The following is a 17497-nucleotide window of genomic DNA, read 5'->3' on the forward strand; positions in this document are numbered from 1 at the left end:
AGGATCAGGCCTCCACCAGGATATCAGTCCAGAGTTCTTTGGCATCAGGCTCGGGGCTGGTCTGGGCGAAATCCGCCGCATCCTGCACCACGGCCTTCACGGCATCGTCGATCTTCTTGATCTCGGCCTCGTCCACGCCCTGCGCGGTCAGCAGGTGATGCACGGATTCGATGCAGTCGCGCTCGCTGCGCATCTTCTGCACTTCCTCACGCGTGCGGTATTTCGCCGGATCGGACATGGAATGGCCGCGATAGCGGTAGGTCTTCATTTCCAGCAGGAAGGGTCCCTTGCCGGCGCGGCAATGAGCGATGGCCTGCTCGGCCGCTTCCTTCACGGCGACGACATCCATGCCGTCGACCTGCAGGCCCGGAATGCCCCAGGGGGAACCGTTCTTGGAGAGGTCTTTGGAGGCCGAGGCGCGCTCGACGCTGGTGCCCATGCCGTAGCGGTTATTCTCGATCACAAAGACGACTGGCAGCTTCATCAGGGCGGCGAGGTTGAAGCTCTCGAAAACCTGACCCTGGTTGGACGCGCCCTCACCGAAATAGGTGACGGAGACGCTGTCATTGCCGCGATACCAGTTCGCGAAGCCAAGGCCCGCGCCGATGGAGACCTGGGCGCCGACGATACCATGGCCGCCGTAGAAGCCCTTCGCCTTGCTGAACATATGCATCGACCCGCCCTTGCCGCGGGAATAGCCTGTGGCCCGGCCGGTCAATTCCGCCATCACGCCGCGGGCCTCCATGCCGGTCGCCAGCATATGGCCGTGATCGCGATAGCTGGTGATGACCTGATCACCTTCCTTCAGCGCGGCCTGCAGGCCGACGACCACCGCTTCCTGGCCGATATAGAGATGGCAGAAACCGCCGATCAGCCCCATGCCGTAAAGCTGACCCGCCTTCTCCTCGAACCGCCGGATCAGCAGCATGTCGTGGTAGAAGCGGAGAAGGTCGTCCTTGCCCATTGATACCTCGGGGGTTTTGGTCCGTTTGCGGGGTGCCGCTGCCTGGGCCATGCCATTACTCCCTGTCGCCAGCTTGAGGCCGCGTCATCGAAAACTCTGCAGCGACACCTAGCCATTCCTGCCCGCCGCCACAAGCCGACGGCGAAAAAGCCTTATGTTGCAATGCAATATAGGTCGTTAACCGATTTATGGTTAAGTCGCTGATCGGCCTGTCCGACAAGGCATTTGCCCAGACACGGCGTTACCAATCCAGCCCTTATTTCGACCGGTTATTGCCGGGTGTGGCGGCTTGCCTTCTCAACTCTTGCGGAAAACGGCTTTTGCCACCGTCAAACAGCGACGATCAAGGCGTGTGGCGGATTTTCATTGCAATATTGCATTGAATTATGTTAGAAAATCTGACATTTTGTGGCCGAGATGTCATGACGGAAACCGGCTTGCCACCCTTCGCCTCGTCCTTCACGCATCTAAGGGTCCCGTTCTGTTTCGTGCCGCAAGGCGCGCCTTTCCCTGCGGACTGGACCGCTGGCCATCCCGGCTGGGTCAAATTCCCCGCGACCCTGCGGATGCGGCCGGGAGTTTCGATCCCACCGGAACTTCTGCCGCCCGCAGAGGATTGGCCGTCCTTGGCCGAGGTGATCGCGGAGGATCACCCGCGCCCGGGGCGACCCGATGAGGTCGAACCGCACCCGAGCGATGCGCGTCTGGTCGCGCCACGGATTACCGCACGGTCGAAGTCACCGACGCGCCTATCGGCACGTCATGCGCCGACACCCACGCCCTATGCCGGCCCACAGGCATCGACCGCAGGCTTCGCCGGCACGGCTGCGGCCGGCGCCACCGGCCGGGCGGCGCTGATCCGCTCGGCGCAGGCGACGCTCGACGTTTTCGCGCGACAGGCCGCCGCGCGGGCAGCGGCCCTCGCTGCGGAAGGTCTGACGGAACTCGCGCCCCCGGTCGTCGCCGGTGCTATCCTGTTGAGGCCGGACTCTGCCGGTGCGGGAGAGGAGCAGGCGCTGCGCCGCGCGCTCGCCGATCGTCACGCACAAAGCGGCCGGTCTTTTGACATGCCGCCGCCCAGTCCGCCGTTGCCCGGGTTTGTGCCGCCGAGCCTGCCCAAACGCAAAGCCGGCGAAGGCGGCTTCACGCCGTCACTGCCCGCAAAGCCGAACCCCGGCTTCACCCCTGCCCCGCCACCGGTCCTGGTCCGCCCCGGCCGCTCGGCGGTCGCGAACAAGCCGGTCATTCTCGACAGCCGGACGGACGAACCGAGCTATAGTGGCGAGACGGAGCTTTCTAGGATTTTAGTCCCAGGCGGAAAAAGGGTCGGATGGGTGGAAGGATCGAATAAAAATGTGAGAACCGTCACGCCTCAGCAATTCGAAGAATTGAAGGCAACATTGATCCAAAATGCAAAACCATCTTCATATAAAGGCTATAATGGTAGAGTTTATGTGCTTCCCAACGGCGACCTCTTTGGGCTGCGCAAAAGCAATCGCTATGGCGAAACAATCGACGTCCTCCGCAGTGTGACAACTTTGGTGAAAAACGCCTTGAAGGTGCATAAAAATGAGCCATGAACGACTGCACAAAAGCGATGGCACAACATTGATCGACTGGATCATCCAAACAACTGCGGAGCTTCCCGTAGACGCTGTTGGATTGTGGCAAATCATCCCCGAAGCGCGCACCGAATTTGGTCTTGAAGGCGACGAGCTTATCGACTGTGTTGAGCGAACGATATCTGCCCTCCTCGATTGCGGAGCGAAGCCTGTTCGAGGCGGCGTCGGCACGGATCATGACTGGATTGAGCAGTTTCAATACGGCACACACAAAGATGAGATTGTTGAAAAAATAATCAACGAATGGTTTGGTTGGGGTCTCGGTAATCCCACGGCGGGGGGCCTTTGGTTCGCGCTGCCGGAACTGTTTGGCTAAGCGTCAATCGACGCTGATGAAAGCGGCTTCACGCCGTCGCCGCCCGTAAAACCGAATCCAGGTTTCTCACCTGCCCCGCCGCCGGTCTTGATCCGCCCCGGCCGCTCGGCGGTCGCGAACAAGCCGGCCCGTGGCGTATCGCCACAAGCCGGCACAGCATCGTTAGAAAAACCTCAGAACCCGCGCACGACCTCAAACGTCGCCACGTCAATCATGAAGCTGCCATCGGCTTCGATGGCGAAATGCTGGCGCACCGGGTCAGCCACCGCAGCTTGCAGAGACCGGATGGCATTCGCCATCACCTCCGGCGTGCGCATACGCGCAATCCACGTGCCGAATTCCATGCGCAGGCGATGCCGGCGCGTCGCCTGCACCATGAACCCGCTTTCGGCCAAAGCCGCTTCCCATTCGCCGGCGCTATAGTCCCGCACATGGGAGGTATCGCGCAGCACTTCCACCGTCTGCAGATAAGTGTCGAGCGCCGGTGCGCCCGGTGACACGACATCGATGAACACGCCGCGCCCGCCAGGGCGCATCACGCGATGCGCTTCCCGCAGACCCGCACGCCAACCGGTCCAGTGATGGGCGCTGAACCGCGAGACCACCCAGTCGAAACTCGCATCCTCGAAAGGCAGCGCTTCCGCTTCCCCCTGTTCGGTCAGCAGATTGCCGAAGCCCCGGTCGCCGGCCGCGTGTGCCACCACCGACAGCATTTCCGGCGACAGATCATAGGCCACCACTTCCTGCACGAAGGGCGCGGCCGCGAAGGACATATGACCGCCGCCGCAACCCATATCGAGCACGCGAGACCCCGCCCCGTCCTCCGCCAGCATGGCGGCGAAATGCGCCAGATCCTCGCCCTGCGCGTGGACCGCGCTTTGCAGATAAAGTTCCGCGCGCGGCCCGAACTGGCTTTCGACCGTTTCCGCCTGGCTCAGTCCGTTCATTTCGCCACTCCCATATCGCCGGCGGCATTGTTCGCGGCACTCAGCACCGCATGCATGGACGCCTCACCGCTATCGACGTCGATGCCGACGCCGAAAACCGACTTTCCGTCCGGCAGCACGCATTCGACATAGGCCGCCGCCTGCGTACCGGACCCGGTGCCGATGGCGTGCTCGTCGTAATTGACGATGTCGAGATGGAGACCGAAATTCTTGTTCAGCGCATCCACGAAGCTCGACAGCGGACCATTGCCCTGGCCGGTGATGCTGCGCGTCTGCCCGTCCACCTCGACGCGACCAGTAAAGGTGCGCGGCGCGCCGGTTTTGTCGACACCCGAGACGCTATAATCGACGAGCGAGAACCGCCCCGAGCCATCGAGACCATAGGTCTGACGGAAGGCTTCCACGATAACGGCGGTCGTCGTCTCCCGCTTCGTGCGGTCGGCAATTTCCTGCACAATCCGGCTGAAGGCGATCTGGAACCGGCGCGGCAGACGCAGGCCCTGATCCTGCTCGAGTACCCAGGCGACGCCCCCCTTGCCGGACTGGCTGTTGACGCGAATGACGGCTTCGTAGGAACAGCCGATATCCGCCGGATCGATGGGCAGATAAGGCACTTCCCAGATAGCGTCATTCTGCTTCTGGCGCGCCGCGAAACCCTTCTTGATCGCATCCTGATGCGAGCCCGAGAAAGCCGTGAAGACCAACTCCCCCGCATAGGGGTGACGCGGATGCACCGCGATCTGGTTGCAATGCTCGACCGTGCCAACCACGCGGCGCATATCCGAAAAGTCGAGCCCAGGATCGACACCTTGCGTGTACATGTTCAGCGCCATGGTGACGATATCGACATTGCCGGTGCGCTCGCCATTGCCGAACAGGCAGCCTTCCACGCGATCGGCGCCCGCCAGCAGACCCAGTTCGGCGGCCGCGATGCCGGTGCCGCGATCATTATGCGGATGCAGCGAGATGATGGCGCAATTGCGCCGCGTCAGGTGGCGGCAGAACCATTCGATCTGATCGGCGTGAACATTCGGCGTCGACACTTCCACCGTCGCCGGCAGGTTCAGAATGATCGGCCGTTCCGGCGTCGGCTGCCAGACATCCATCACGGCTTCGCAGATTTCCACCGCGAATTCCGGCTCGGTGAAGGAGAAGGTCTCAGGCGAATACTGATAGGTCCAGATCGTCTCGGGGTGCTGATCGGTCAGCTCCTTGATCAGCTTCGTGCCCGAAACCGCGAGCGCGATGGTGCCGGCCTTGTCTTGATTGAAAACCAGACGGCGGAAGACTTCCGAGGTCGCATTATACAGATGGACGATGGCGCGATGCGCGCCGGCCAGGCTCTCGATAGTGCGGCGGATCAGCTCTTCGCGGCTCTGCGTCAGAACCTGGATCGCGACGTCTTCCGGGATCAGATTGCCCTCGATCAGGCTGCGCACGAAGTCGAAATCGGTCTGGGAGGCCGAGGGGAAAGCAACCTCGATTTCCTTGAAGCCGCTTTTGATCAGCAGATCGAAGAAACGGCGCTTGCGCTCGCCGTCCATGGGGTCGATCAGCGACTGGTTGCCGTCGCGCAGATCGACCGAACACCAGCGTGGCGGCTGGGTGATGGTGCGGCTGGGCCATTGCCGGTCGGGCAGATCGACATTGGCGAAGGGGCGGTATTTGGAAGCCGGTTTGCTCAGCATCATGGCGGTCTCTAGTCCTTATAGTCCAGCAGGCAGAGTGAGGCGGATCAGGACGGCGTCATACGGTCGCGGGCTGGCCGATCAGCGCAAGCGACCGCACCGAAGTCGCGGCAACAGGCGCCTGGCAACCCTGGCGGATGGCATTTGCGGATAGAGACGGGGCATGGGTCGGATACTTCCGGCAACGACGATCAGGGGGGAGCAGCGCGGGCAGTCCGCGCGCAGCAGGACAGACGGCCTCTCTCAGAGGGCCGCGGTGGTAAGTCGCCGAAGGAGCGCGTAGGCGCCCGAGGGGATGTCCTGCATCGTCATAACGGGGGGACCCTGCCCTTGCGGCGCGGCGCGAGCAACCAAGAGGTGCGCAAGGGTCCTATGCGCGCGCCTAGTCCGCAGCCTCGCGCCGGGGCGGCAGGCTGTCCGCGACCCGCGACAGCGCCTCCTCCTCCAGATCCAGCTCCTCGATCAGAATCTGCACCGCCTCGTCATTGATGGCATGGTGCTGACGCAGGTTTCGCATTTCGGCCCTTTCCGCGCGCACGGCCCAAAGGCGCAGGGCGGCTTCAGCACGCTGATCCTCCCGCGCTTGTTCCTGGTTGTCGCTGCCGTCGTCGCGGCCGTCCAGCCGCAGCCGGTAATCGGCCAGAACGCGGCTGGCTGCTTCCTCATAGGCATGACGTTGCGCACCCTCCCGGCGTTTGGTGCCCTCCTCCACCCGCTCCTCCAGATCGCGCATGGCCCTTTCCGCCATCGTGCGGCGGGCGGAAGACAATTCGTCCTCGAAGCGATCTTCCTCGGGCGTCCCCAGACGGCGGAGCAGCAACGGCACCGCCACGACCGCGATCAGCAGCGACAGCACGATGACGCCGGCGGCGACGCTGATCAGCAAGGGGCGGGCCGGAAAATCCGTCCCATCGGGCAGAAACAGCGGCAGGGAGAGAATACCGGCCAGCGTCACGGCGCCGCGCACACCGGCGACGGCGGCAAGGCACAGCGTCCAAAAATTCGCGACGCGCCGCGTGCTGCGGCCGCGGACCCGACCGACGCCCGACCGCAGCAGCATGGTCGCCAGCACCCAGACGAAGCGCAGCACCAGGAGTACCAGCGTGACCAGGATGATCAGCAACGCCAGCGCCCAGGGCGAATAGCCGGCATGGACGGTGCGCTGCAGCCCCTCGCCCAGGATGCTCGGCAATTGCAGGCCGAGCAGCAGGAAAATGAGGCCGTTGAACGCGAATTCGAGAACGGACCAGAGTGCGAAGGCGCGCCGGCGGATCGCGCCGTGGCTGCCGCCGAAAGGGTCGAGCATATTCAGCGTCAGGCCGGCAGCGACAGCCGCCAGAATGCCCGAAAGCCCGAGCTCGTCCGCCGCCAGATAGGCCGCGAAGGGCAGCAGTGAGACGAGCACGACATAGATCGACGCCTCCTCCGCCCGACGGGAGAGCACGCGACGATCCAGTTGGAAGAAGCACCAGCCGAGAGCGGCACCGACCGCGAGGCCGCCGATAGCGACCGCCGCGAATTCCAGGCTCGCCTCGCCCAGCGAGAAATGCACGCCGGCGACGGTCGCGACCGCGAAGTTGAAGGACACGAGGCCCGACGCGTCATTCAGCAAAGCTTCACCCTGCAATACATGCATGAAGCGGCGCGGCAGGGCGCGTCCGTTCAGAATGCCGGCAAGTGCGACCGCATCCGTCGGCGACAGTACCGCTGCCAGCGCCAAAGCGGCGGCCAGCGGCACGAAGGGCAGCAGCCAATGCACGAAGCCGCCGACGCCGAAGACGGTGAAGATCACCAGCCCGACGGAGAGCATGAAGACCGGCACCCCGGCCTCCGTCAGCTCCCGTTTGGGGATGCGATAGGCATCCGAAAACAGCAGCGGCGGAATGAACAGCAGCAGGAACAAAGCCGGATCGAAGGCAACATGGAAACCCAGCGCCTCGCAGAGCGCGCCGACCGCGATCTGCAGCAAAGGCAGCGGCACACGCACGACCGTCACGACCAGATTGGTCAGTGCCGTGATGAACAGCAAAAGAAGAATGACGGTCGTCAGATGCATGCGGGCGCCTTGGCTCGTGGCGAAGCTTCATTAACGTCGTCCGCGCACGTGTTGCGCGGATCTACGCGGTGCAGCGCCCCAACGGGTGGATGCGCGGCATGAAGCCGCGCATGACGCTCCTAAATGACCGGGATAAGATCAGGCGTTCAGAACGCGTCCGGCGACGACGCCGAGCTTCGCCACCACCTCCGGGTCACGGGCGGCGGGCGCCGTGATCAGGCTATATTCCAACGCGTGGTCGCAGCCGGAGGTGCAAAGGTCGCGGCCTTGGCCGACGACCGGCAGCACGGCCTTGACCAGAGCGCGAGCATTGTCGGCATTGCCGAACAGCACCTTGACCACCTGATCGACCGTCACGGCGTCATGGCCTTCGTGCCAGCAGTCGTAATCCGTCACCATGGCGACGGTCGCGTAGCAAAGCTCGGCCTCACGAGCGAGCTTGGCCTCCGGCATATTGGTCATGCCGATCACACTGCAGCCCCAGCTGCGATAGAGCACGCTTTCGGCATAGGTCGAGAATTGCGGGCCTTCCATGGTGAGGTATGTGCCGCCGCGGGTGACGGGCAGGCCGAGACCGCGCGCGGCCCCTTCCAAGGCGTCGCCCAGGCGTGAGCAGACCGGATGGGCCATCGAGACATGGGCGACGCAGCCGGTGCCGAAGAAGCTTTTCTCACGCGCGAAGGTGCGGTCGATGAACTGATCGATCACCACGAAATGGCCCGGCGGCAGTTCTTCCTTCAGGCTGCCGACGGCCGAGAGCGACAGCACGTCGGTGCAGCCGACGCGCTTCAGCGCATCGATATTCGCCCGGTAGTTCAGGCCGCTCGGCGAGATTTTATGACCACGGCCGTGGCGCGGCAGGAAGACGCAGCGTAACCCGTGCAGACGGCCGAACAGCAGATCGTCGGAGGGCGGACCCCAGGGGGTCTCGACCGTCCGCCATTCCTTCTCCTCCAACCCGTCGATGTCATAGAGGCCTGAGCCGCCGATAATACCGACGAGAGGCTCCACAGGTCCGGTCGCGTTGTCAGCCATGAGGCTCTCCTTCGATTGAGCGGGCGATTAAGCAGATCAGATCAAGATATGAGGGGGCTTCAACAACAGCCGGGCGGATCAGGCAAGGTGCCGCTTGATATAGAGCAATGCCCGAGGGGGAGATTCGCTGGCAAGACGTGTGTATGAACCTGCGGCAGCGGCTAGGTTCGCCTCATCCTGCCGTATCGCTGAAGGACCGGCCTCCCATGTCTGACACCGTCACACCCGCCGCAGACCCGGCAATCGCCCATGTCAATCTGCGCGCCGAGGCCACAGCCTGGTTCGAGAGCCTGCGCGACCGCATCTGCGCGGAGTTCGAGGCGATCGAGGATGAGCAGACCGGCCCGCTGGCAGCCCGGCCCGCCGGCCGCTTCGCGCGCGAGACCTGGAAGCGCGACGCAGCCGAAGGCGCGGAAGGTGGCGGCGGCGTCATGAGCGTGATGCACGGCCGGGTCTTCGAGAAGGTGGGCGTCAATGTCTCGACCGTCTCCGGCGAATTCAGCCCGGAATTCCGCAAGTCGATCCCCGGTGCGGCGGACGACCCCCGCTTCTGGGCATCCGGCATCAGCCTCGTCGCTCATATGCACAGCCCGCTGGTTCCGGCCGTGCATATGAATACGCGCATGATCATCACCAGCCACGGCTGGTTCGCGGGCGGGGCGGATCTGACACCGATGCGGCTGGACGCGCCAGAGGCAGAGGAGGATGCGGCGGATTTTCATGCCGCCTTCAAGGCAGCGTGTGACGCGCATGGCGACGGTTTCTATCCGCGCTTCAAGCAGTGGTGCGACGAGTATTTCTATCTGCCCCATCGGCAGGAGCCGCGCGGCGCCGGCGGTATTTTCTATGACCAGCATCGGACGGGCGACGTGGCGGAGGATTTCGCCTTCACCCGCGATGTCGGCCTCGCCTTCCTGGATGTCTATCCGCGCATCGTACGCCGCCGGATGTTTACGCCCTGGACCGCGGGGGAACGCGAGCACCAGCTCATCCGCCGCGGCCGCTATGTCGAGTTCAACCTGCTTTATGATCGCGGTACGCTCTTCGGCCTCAAGACGGGCGGCAAGACCGAAGCGATTCTAATGAGCATGCCGCCCGAGGTTCGCTGGCCTTAGCCTCCGGCGGTGCCGTCGTTCAAATGGCGACGCCACCCGCCACTTCGATCCGCTGCGCATTGACCCAGCCGAAATCGTCGGACAGCAGCCCAGCGATCACAGGGCCGACATCATCGGGCAGACCCGCGCGGCCGAGCGCCGTGTTGTCGGCAATCATCTTGTTCACCTGCGGATTGTCGCGCACGATGCCGCCGCTGAAATCGGTCGCGATCGGCCCAGGCGCCACGATATTCGCCGTGATCCGGCGCGGCCCCAGTTCCATCGCCATATAGCGGGTCAAGGATTCCACGGCCGCCTTCATCGGCCCATAGCCTATGCGGTTGCGCCCGGACATGCGGGCCAGGGCAGAGGAAATATTGATGATCCGGCCGCCATCCTTCATCAGCGGCAGCAGTTTCTGCGTCAGGAAGAAGACGCCCTTGAAATGAACGTTGTAGAGCCCGTCCAGCTCTGCCTCCGTCATGCCCATCAAATCCATGTTGGATGAGGTGCCGGCATTATTGACGAGATAGTCGAACCGCTCGGCGCCTAAATCTGTCAGCGCTCCGCGCAGGCTTTCGACGAAACCGACGAACGTTCTGGTATCGCCGGCATCGAGCTGCAGGGCGATCGTCCTTGCGCCGGCCTCGGTCGCGAGCGCCGTGACGGCCTCGGCCTCTGCCCGATTGGTGTTGTAGGTGAAGATCGAGCTTACCCCGCGCTTGGCGAGGCTGAGCACCGTATTGCGGCCGATGCCACGGCTGCCGCCGGTCACGATCGCGATCTTACTGTATGACATCACGAAGCTTTCCCTGAAGTTTGCCTAGGTCTGGTTCGATCATTTGCGCCCATGGAAGCGGTAGGATGAATGCCGAAACCCTCCTATTTCTTGCCTATTCCTGCTCCGGCGCCCATGATCGGGCGACGGACCAAAAGCGGAGGACAAATGATGTCGGATCAATTGACGGATGCGATCCTGCGCTACACCGAGCGGCAGAGCGGCGAGAGCCTTTTCATGACCCCGATCGACACGCTGGCCATCCTGCGCTCGGACCATCCGAAGCCGCCGATCCACAGACTGTCCGTGCCGGCCATCTGCATTGTGGCGCAGGGCGCGAAATGGGCGAAATTCGGCGACAAGCGCTTCGAATACCGGGCGGGCGAAGCGCTTGTTGTCGGGATCGAGGCGCCGTCCTTCGGCCGGGTTGTCGAGGCAAGTCCGGGTGAGCCTTGCCTGGTCCTGGCGATCGGACTTGACCTGGCCATCATGCGCAGCGTGGCGGAAGGTCTGGAGGCACCGCCCAAGCCAAGCAGCGATATCTGCCGCGGTGTCTTCGTGACGGATTTCCAAGGCCCGCTTGCCGACTGCGCCCTGCGTCTGGTTCAGCTGCTCGACAGGCCCAAAGCGATTGCGGCGCTTTATCCCATCATCATGCGCGAGATGTGCTACTGGCTCCTGACCGGGCCGCATGGCGACGACATCGCCCGGATGTCGCTGGCAAACAGCCCTTCCGACCGTGTGATGAGCGCCATGAGCCATCTGCGGCAGCGCTTCTCGGAACCGGTGCGGATCGAGGCACTTGCCGCCATCGCACAGATGAGCGCCTCGGCCTTTCATCGTCAGTTCAAGGCACTGACGTCGCTGACACCGTTACAATATCAAAAACAGCTTCGTCTTCTGGAAGCGCGGCGGCTGATGATGTCGGAGGCTGTCAATGTCGAGACAGCGGCTTTCGACGTCGGCTACGAAAGCCCTTCGCAATTCAGCCGCGAGTATTCCCGTATGTTCGGCATGGCGCCGAAACGTGACGCAAGGCACAGAAAGGCAGCGTTCGTTTTTGCCGAAAATTGACTGACCAATATAGGCGCCTGCACCTTCATCGCTTTGGATAGGCGGCGCGGCAGACCGTCACCACCGTCTCGCGCAGCCAGCGATGGGCAGGGTCGGCATCCATGCGCGGATGCCACATCGCGGATATCATGAAGTCGGGCGTTGAGACGGGAATAACGAAACTCTCAAGCCCTGACAGGGACGCATCGCCACCCGGCAGATGATTGCCGAGGCAGGATTGCGGCACCAGCGCGACAAGATCCGATTGGCGCGCAATCCGCATCGCATCCGGATAGCCCGGCACCACAACCATGATCCGCCGCGCAAGCCCCAAAGCCCGCAAGGCCGCATCGACGCTGTCACCCGCGCGGGACGCCATGATGTGGTGGCAAGCGGCATAGCGTCCAGGTGTCACCCCTATCCCATCCAGAAGCGGATGCCCGACCCGCACCGCACCGATGAACTGATCGCGGAACAGAAACTGCGTGCGTATCTCAGGCGCGGATGTTCCCAGAACGCCGATTTCCAGGTCGATCAACCCTTCCCGAAGCGGGCCCGCGTCTTTGTCAGGCTTGGCCAAGAAGCGGAGACGGATACCGGGCGCGGCCTGGGTGACGGCCGCTATCACGGGCGCGGATAAATGCTCCATAAACCCCTCGCTGACGCGCAGGGTGAAGGTCATGTCCAGCGCGGCAATATCGACATGCAAGCGGTTTGGCCGAAGCACCGCCTGCACGTCCTGCGTCAGCCTATGGACATGATCACGCAATGCGACGGCGCGCGGTGTCGGCACCAGCCCGCGCCCGGCGCGGACAAGCAGCGGATCGCCCGTCGTCGCCCGAAGCCGCGCCAGTGTCCGGCTCATCGCGGATGCGCTTAAGCCGAGGCGCCGGGCAGCACCCGTCACGCTGCCTTCCGCCAGCAGGACATCCAGCGTGACAAGAAGATTCAAGTCGAGATCGGCATCGGTCATGGACCAAGCCTATGTCATGGCGCCCAGCGGATATAGCGCCTGATGCAATTATACTTTGCATATGATGCGTCTGGCGCCTGATGAACCATGGCGCCTATCTGCCGCCGAGCATTCCAGCGAGGGACAAGACCCATGCCCAAAACCGATCCTGCCGGCACAATCCTTCTCATCGGCGCATCACGAGGACTTGGCCTTGCCATAGCCGCGGAATTTCTGACCAAGGGCTGGGCCGTCATCGGCACAGTCCGCGACAGCGGTACCCGAACCAAATTGCATGACCTGGCGGAGGCATTCGCGGGCCGCGTCTTGATCGAAACCCTGGATATCTGCGCGCCCGATCAGGTCGCGGCATTGCACCAGCGCCTATCGGGCAAAGTCTTCGACATGCTCTTTGTCAATGCCGGCGTGACGAATGACGTGACAGAAACGATCGGCGATGTGACGACGGAGGAATTCGTCCGCGTCATGGTCACGAATGCGCTGAGCCCCATGCGCGTTATCGAGACTTTGCAAGACCTTGTGACCAAGACAGGCCTGATCGGGATCATGTCATCCGGTCAGGGCAGCGTCGGCAATAACGAGACCGGCATGCGCGAAGTCTATCGTGGCAGCAAGGCCGCGCTGAACATGTTCATGCGGAGTTACGCTGCCCGCAACGCCGCGTCATCGCGCGCCATGGTGCTGATGGCGCCCGGCTGGGTCCGCACCGACATGGGCGGTCCGGATGCCCGTCTCAGCATCGAAGACAGCATACCGAATCTCGTGAACGTGCTGCTTTCGAAAAAGGGCCGGCCAGGACTGGAATATCTCGATTATCTCGGCCGAACGGTTCCTTGGTGAGCGCTTGGGAAGCTCGGGCCATTCACCGGCTGATTGACAAACCCCAAGAAAAAGAGCCCAAGCTAGAGCGCTGAAATGTCTGGATCAGGCTGCCTTTATCACTCCCGGAAGAAGGAGTTTTGGCGATGCTCGACTTAGGGATTGGCCGCACGAAGGATGGCGCTCTGCTCGCCGCCCGCATTCTCATGATGCTGCTTTTTGTGCTGTTCGGCTGGGACAAATTGACCAGCTTCGGCGATACGATCGGGTTCATGTCCCAGACCGGCGTGCCGGATGCGCCGCTCGCGGCGGTCTTCGCCGTGGTCATGGAGTTTTTCATCGGCCTCGCCCTTGTCGCGGGCGTCATGACCCGCCTGACCGCGCTGCTGATGGCCGCCTATACCTTGGCGACGGCCATCGTCGGCCATCCGTTCTGGACCATGAGCGGTCCTGCGGCGGCAGACGCCGAGCTGAACTTCTTCAAGAACATCTCGATCATCGGTGGGCTGCTCGCGATCTATGTGGGTGGCGGCGGTCGCTATTCGGTGGATGCCACGATCAAGCTGGAGCATCATCCTGCGCAGCGACACGCGGGGGCTGTGGAGACAGGCCAAGGCCATCTACCGCCAACACGGAGTTAGAGTCCGTCAGGTTTAGTTGGAAACGCCAAAAAATCTGTCGTGCGCGGGCCCCGACCCGCGCATCTACCCGACGCAGCAAGCAATCGGCCGGCTGGGCGCCGCGGCGGGTAGGTCCGCGCAACAAGTGCGCGGATGACAAATTATCTATTAAAACCTGACAGACTCTAGCCTGCCCTACAGGATTTTTCCGTCGAAGGGCGGCAGGAAGTCGGGCGCCTCAAATTCGATGACCCAAAGGTCGGGGTCGAATTTCACCTGCCGGTCGACATAGGCATCAGCCTTCGTCTGGTCGACCGGCTCGACCCCCGTGGCGCGCAGCCAGGCGAGTTCGCCGCCTTCCGTGCGTGTCTGCGACAGCACGACCAGCCTGTTGTCCCGGTCGCGCAGCACCACCAGGATGCCACCGGCATCAGCATCCCCCCGACGCAGCACCATGCCGGGACGGCCGTCCTTGTCGCCCAGACGCAGCGCGACCTGCACCCAGATCTGGGCTTTTACACGTGCTTCCATGAAACCGTCCCTTGCCCACTCGACTCATACCGCTCTGCCTGCCAGATGGAGCCAGAGATGAGGAGGGCTTCAATGGACCGAAAGATGACCGAATCCCAGCGCGCTTATGAAGCGAAGCGCGCTGCCAAGAATGGCGTGAGCCTGGACAAGTGGCTGCAGAGCAAGGAGCAGGAGAAAAAGGCCGCGACGGAGGCCAAGTTGCCGCCCGCGCCGGCGAAGCCGCCCGGCTTCTTCTCCCGCCTGATGGACCGCGCGCACAAGCCGATCAAGTCCAAGATCTGACGATCAAGGTGCCGGCCGCTGAAGGCCGGCACCTTGTCGCGGCTGTCCGGACGGACAGCCGCCATGTCGCCCTGCATCAGGCCAGGGGACCGTTTTTGACAATACGGTTAAAGTCCTGAAGGACCATCTTAGTCGGTCACCCACAAAGCATTGAGGCTCTCACGCCGCTGCCTGCGCTTGTACGACTAAGGAGATCGCATTGGACCTATCGCTGACCCTGCTTCAGCTCGCCGGATATGTTGCCCTGCTGCTTTGGGGCGTTCATATGGTCCAGACGGGCGTTCAGAGAGCTTTCGGCGCCAAACTGCGCAGCTTCCTCGGCCAAGCGCTTCGCAATCGCTTCAAAGCCTTTCTTGCCGGTATCGGCGTTACCGCCATCCTGCAAAGCAGTACGGCGACCGGGCTGATGGTCACAGGCTTTGCGGCTGGCGGCCTCGTCGATCTGGTCCCTGCCCTCGCCGTCATGCTGGGCGCCAATGTCGGCACCACGCTGATCGTGCAGTTGCTCTCCTTCAACGTCACCGATGTCGCGCCGGCGCTGATCCTGATCGGCGTGCTGATGTTCCGTCGCGCAACCGCGGCGACACGCGATTTCGGCCGCGTCTTCATCGGCCTCGGCCTCGTGCTGATGGCGCTCGGCCAGTTCGTTGGCCTCGTCACGCCTTACGAGGACGTGCCGAATATCAAGCTGTTCCTGGGTGCCGTCGCCAACCAGCCCTTGGTCGATGTCATCCTGGCGGCGGGTCTGACCTGGGCCGCGCATTCCTCGGTCGCCGTCGTGCTGCTGATCATGTCTTTCGCCGGCAATAACGTGGTGCCACCGGATGCCGCCTTCGCGCTGGTGCTCGGTGCCAATCTCGGCACCGCCATCAACCCGGTGCTGGAAGGCTCGACCGGCTCGGACCCTGCCGCGCGACGCCTGCCGATCGGGAACTTGATCAACCGCGCCATCGGCACGCTGATCGCGCTATCCATCCTGCCCTGGCTCGGCACGCTGCTGGTGCAGATCGAGCCCGACGCATCCCGCTCGGTCGCCGATTTCCATACTGCCTTCAATTTTATTCTCGCGGCCGCTTTCTTCCCCTTCCTCAAGACCTATGCGGCTCTGCTCCGGAAACTGCTGCCGGCGCGCGTCGATCCGGCCGATCCGGGCCGCCCGCAATATCTGACATCCATCGCGACGGAGGCCCCCGTCATCGCGATCGGCGCGGCTGCGCGCGAGGCGCTGCGTCTGGCGGATGTGCTGGAGACGATGCTGCTGGGCCTGCGCGACGCCTTCAGCCGCGCCGACCGTCGACAGATCACGGAGACCAAGCAGCTGGACGATGTGCTGGACAGTCTCAACACGGCCATCAAATCCTATCTCACCGGCCTGGACACCGACGCGCTGACGGTCGCCGACCATCAGCGCGTGACGGAAATCCTCGCCTTCGCGACGCATATGGAGCAGGCCGGCGATATCGTGGAGCGTGACCTGCTGGGCATCGTTCATAAGAAGCTGCGGCGTGGCCTGGCTTTCTCGAAAGACGGCGAAGCCGAGCTGATCGGCATCGTCGACCGGCTGATCGCCAATCTGCGTGCCGCCGGTTCCCTGTTCATGACAGGCGATGAGCGCGCCGCCCGATTGCTGGCTGAGGAGAAAGAAAACTTCCGCCAGCGCGAAGCCCAGGCGACGGCAGCACATTTCGCCCGGCTGCGGGCCGGACGCGTCGATACCGCCGAGACGAGTTCGCTGCATCTTGACGCGCTGCGCGACCTGAAGCGCGTCAATGCTCATCTGGTTGCGGCCGCCGCCTATCCGGTGCTGGAAACGGGGGGCAATCTGCTCGCCAGCCGGTTGCGTCCGATCGAGAGCGAGTAGGCTACTCGCTTTCGCTCATCGAAAGATCGAAGATCGCGACATTGAGCAGGCATTCCAGCACCTCGGGCTCCTGCGCGCCGGCAATGGCGTGGCGGCGACCGAGGATAAAGCAGGGCGCGCCGTTAATGCCCAGGCGATGGGCCCGCAGATTATCGGCATGAACGAGATCGGTCGCCATGTCGCTGGCCAAAAAGGCTTTTGTCTCGGCCAAGGGCAGGCCAGCGGCCCTACCGATGCCCAGCAGCACGTCATAGGCACCGATGTCCTGACCTTCGCAGAAATAGGCGACGAAGATGGCATTGGCGACCACTTCACCACGATCGAAGCCGGCCGCGAAATGGACCAGACGATGCGCGTCGACACTGCTTGGCGTGGTACGAATCAGATCAAAACGGAAAGCGATGCCTTCTCCGCGGCCAAATTCGGTGATGGTCGCGAACAGGCGTCGCGCACGATCCTCCGCCCCGAATTTGCGCTGAATATAGGCGCTACGGCTCATGCCGGATCGCGGCATGTCCGGGTTCAGCAGAAAGGGCCGCCATTCGACGGCCATATCGATATCGGGCCGGCGGCGCATCATGCGCAGCAGCCGGCGGGTACCGATAAAGCACCAGGGGCAGACGAGATCGTAGATGATCTCAACCACGACCGGCGCACGGGGAAAGGCGAGCATATTCATGAGCGGTCTGCCTGCGGGCGCCCTTCTCAGCCCTACCATACCGGGCGCGAAGAACCGTTATTAGCACGATCCTTCCAGCGCTGCAGCCCTTCTGGAGGTCTTGGCCCGGAGGACTTTTTCCGAGCGGGATGACTGTGAGCTGCGTAAACCGGGAGCCAGAATCCTGGCGTCAATCAATC

Annotated in this window: 17 protein-coding genes; 8 read left to right on the top strand and 9 right to left on the bottom strand. The window is 63.0% G+C overall.

The window, feature by feature from the left end; genetic code table 11:
• Window positions 1–4: 4 nt before the first annotated feature.
• A complete protein-coding gene (gene pdhA / locus ACELLULO517_RS00410; RefSeq protein ID WP_227306031.1) occupies window positions 5–964 on the bottom strand; it encodes a pyruvate dehydrogenase (acetyl-transferring) E1 component subunit alpha in 960 nt (319 codons plus the stop codon).
• A gap of 422 nt (window positions 965–1386) precedes the next feature.
• Here pdhA and ACELLULO517_RS00415 point away from each other — a divergent pair, with 422 nt between their 5' ends.
• Window positions 1387–2544, top strand: coding sequence for a hypothetical protein (locus ACELLULO517_RS00415; RefSeq protein WP_227304552.1), 1158 nt, complete (start codon window positions 1387–1389; stop codon window positions 2542–2544).
• Window positions 2534–2902 carry a lysozyme family protein gene (locus tag ACELLULO517_RS00420; RefSeq protein ID WP_227304555.1) on the top strand — a complete coding sequence of 123 codons (369 nt, stop codon included), beginning with the start codon at window positions 2534–2536 and terminating at the stop codon, window positions 2900–2902. Before ACELLULO517_RS00415 ends, ACELLULO517_RS00420 begins: the two co-directional genes overlap by 11 nt.
• A 173-nt stretch (window positions 2903–3075) precedes the next feature.
• On the opposite strand, the gene ACELLULO517_RS00425 is transcribed toward ACELLULO517_RS00420, so the two are convergent.
• From ACELLULO517_RS00425 to ACELLULO517_RS00440, 4 genes are all read right to left on the bottom strand, one after another.
• The gene (locus ACELLULO517_RS00425) at window positions 3076–3849 is read right to left on the bottom strand and encodes a class I SAM-dependent methyltransferase (protein WP_227304557.1); all 774 of its coding nucleotides are present in this window, start codon (window positions 3847–3849) and stop codon (window positions 3076–3078) included.
• Entirely contained in the window at window positions 3846–5540 is a 1695-nt protein-coding gene (gene leuA / locus ACELLULO517_RS00430) for a 2-isopropylmalate synthase (protein WP_456304379.1), read from the bottom strand. Before leuA ends, ACELLULO517_RS00425 begins: the two co-directional genes overlap by 4 nt.
• A 379-nt stretch (window positions 5541–5919) precedes the next feature.
• Window positions 5920–7593: a Na+/H+ antiporter gene (locus ACELLULO517_RS00435; protein WP_227304560.1), complete on the bottom strand. Its 1674-nt coding sequence runs from the start codon at window positions 7591–7593 to the stop codon at window positions 5920–5922.
• Between the two features lie 138 nt (window positions 7594–7731).
• Window positions 7732–8628, bottom strand: coding sequence for an S-methyl-5'-thioadenosine phosphorylase (locus ACELLULO517_RS00440; protein WP_227304563.1), 897 nt, complete (start codon window positions 8626–8628; stop codon window positions 7732–7734).
• 206 nt (window positions 8629–8834) lie between these two features.
• On the opposite strand from ACELLULO517_RS00440, the gene hemF reads away from it, so the two are divergent.
• Window positions 8835–9743, top strand: coding sequence for an oxygen-dependent coproporphyrinogen oxidase (hemF, locus tag ACELLULO517_RS00445; protein WP_227304566.1), 909 nt, complete (start codon window positions 8835–8837; stop codon window positions 9741–9743).
• Between the two features lie 19 nt (window positions 9744–9762).
• On the opposite strand, the gene ACELLULO517_RS00450 is transcribed toward hemF, so the two are convergent.
• Entirely contained in the window at window positions 9763–10521 is a 759-nt protein-coding gene (locus ACELLULO517_RS00450) for an SDR family NAD(P)-dependent oxidoreductase (protein ID WP_227304569.1), read from the bottom strand.
• 150 nt (window positions 10522–10671) lie between these two features.
• On the opposite strand from ACELLULO517_RS00450, the gene ACELLULO517_RS00455 reads away from it, so the two are divergent.
• Complete coding sequence (locus ACELLULO517_RS00455; protein WP_227304572.1) at window positions 10672–11574, top strand: AraC family transcriptional regulator; 903 nt, start codon at window positions 10672–10674, stop codon at window positions 11572–11574.
• A gap of 25 nt (window positions 11575–11599) precedes the next feature.
• On the opposite strand, the gene ACELLULO517_RS00460 is transcribed toward ACELLULO517_RS00455, so the two are convergent.
• Window positions 11600–12526: a LysR family transcriptional regulator gene (locus ACELLULO517_RS00460; RefSeq protein ID WP_227304574.1), complete on the bottom strand. Its 927-nt coding sequence runs from the start codon at window positions 12524–12526 to the stop codon at window positions 11600–11602.
• A gap of 132 nt (window positions 12527–12658) precedes the next feature.
• Here ACELLULO517_RS00460 and ACELLULO517_RS00465 point away from each other — a divergent pair, with 132 nt between their 5' ends.
• Together ACELLULO517_RS00465 and ACELLULO517_RS00470 are read left to right on the top strand one after the other, a co-directional pair.
• A complete protein-coding gene (locus tag ACELLULO517_RS00465) occupies window positions 12659–13366 on the top strand; it encodes an SDR family NAD(P)-dependent oxidoreductase (protein ID WP_227304577.1) in 708 nt (235 codons plus the stop codon).
• A gap of 125 nt (window positions 13367–13491) precedes the next feature.
• Window positions 13492–13986: a DoxX family protein gene (locus ACELLULO517_RS00470; RefSeq protein ID WP_227304580.1), complete on the top strand. Its 495-nt coding sequence runs from the start codon at window positions 13492–13494 to the stop codon at window positions 13984–13986.
• 174 nt (window positions 13987–14160) lie between these two features.
• Here the strand turns inward: ACELLULO517_RS00470 and ACELLULO517_RS00475 are convergent, their stop codons facing one another.
• Window positions 14161–14496, bottom strand: coding sequence for a DUF1491 family protein (locus ACELLULO517_RS00475; protein WP_227304583.1), 336 nt, complete (start codon window positions 14494–14496; stop codon window positions 14161–14163).
• Window positions 14497–14580: 84 nt separating this feature from the next.
• Between ACELLULO517_RS00475 and ACELLULO517_RS00480 the strand changes: the two genes are divergently transcribed.
• Both ACELLULO517_RS00480 and ACELLULO517_RS00485 read left to right on the top strand, forming a co-directional pair.
• The gene (locus ACELLULO517_RS00480; RefSeq protein ID WP_227304586.1) at window positions 14581–14778 is read left to right on the top strand and encodes a hypothetical protein; all 198 of its coding nucleotides are present in this window, start codon (window positions 14581–14583) and stop codon (window positions 14776–14778) included.
• 199 nt (window positions 14779–14977) lie between these two features.
• Window positions 14978–16639, top strand: a complete 1662-nt coding sequence (locus ACELLULO517_RS00485; RefSeq protein WP_227304589.1) for a Na/Pi cotransporter family protein — start codon at window positions 14978–14980, stop codon at window positions 16637–16639.
• Window position 16640: 1 nt separating this feature from the next.
• Here the strand turns inward: ACELLULO517_RS00485 and ACELLULO517_RS00490 are convergent, their stop codons facing one another.
• A complete protein-coding gene (locus tag ACELLULO517_RS00490; RefSeq protein ID WP_227304592.1) occupies window positions 16641–17318 on the bottom strand; it encodes a DsbA family oxidoreductase in 678 nt (225 codons plus the stop codon).
• Window positions 17319–17497 lie beyond the last annotated feature (179 nt).

The organism is Acidisoma cellulosilyticum (assembly GCF_020621385.1).
Taxonomy (GTDB): domain Bacteria; phylum Pseudomonadota; class Alphaproteobacteria; order Acetobacterales; family Acetobacteraceae; genus Acidisoma; species Acidisoma cellulosilyticum.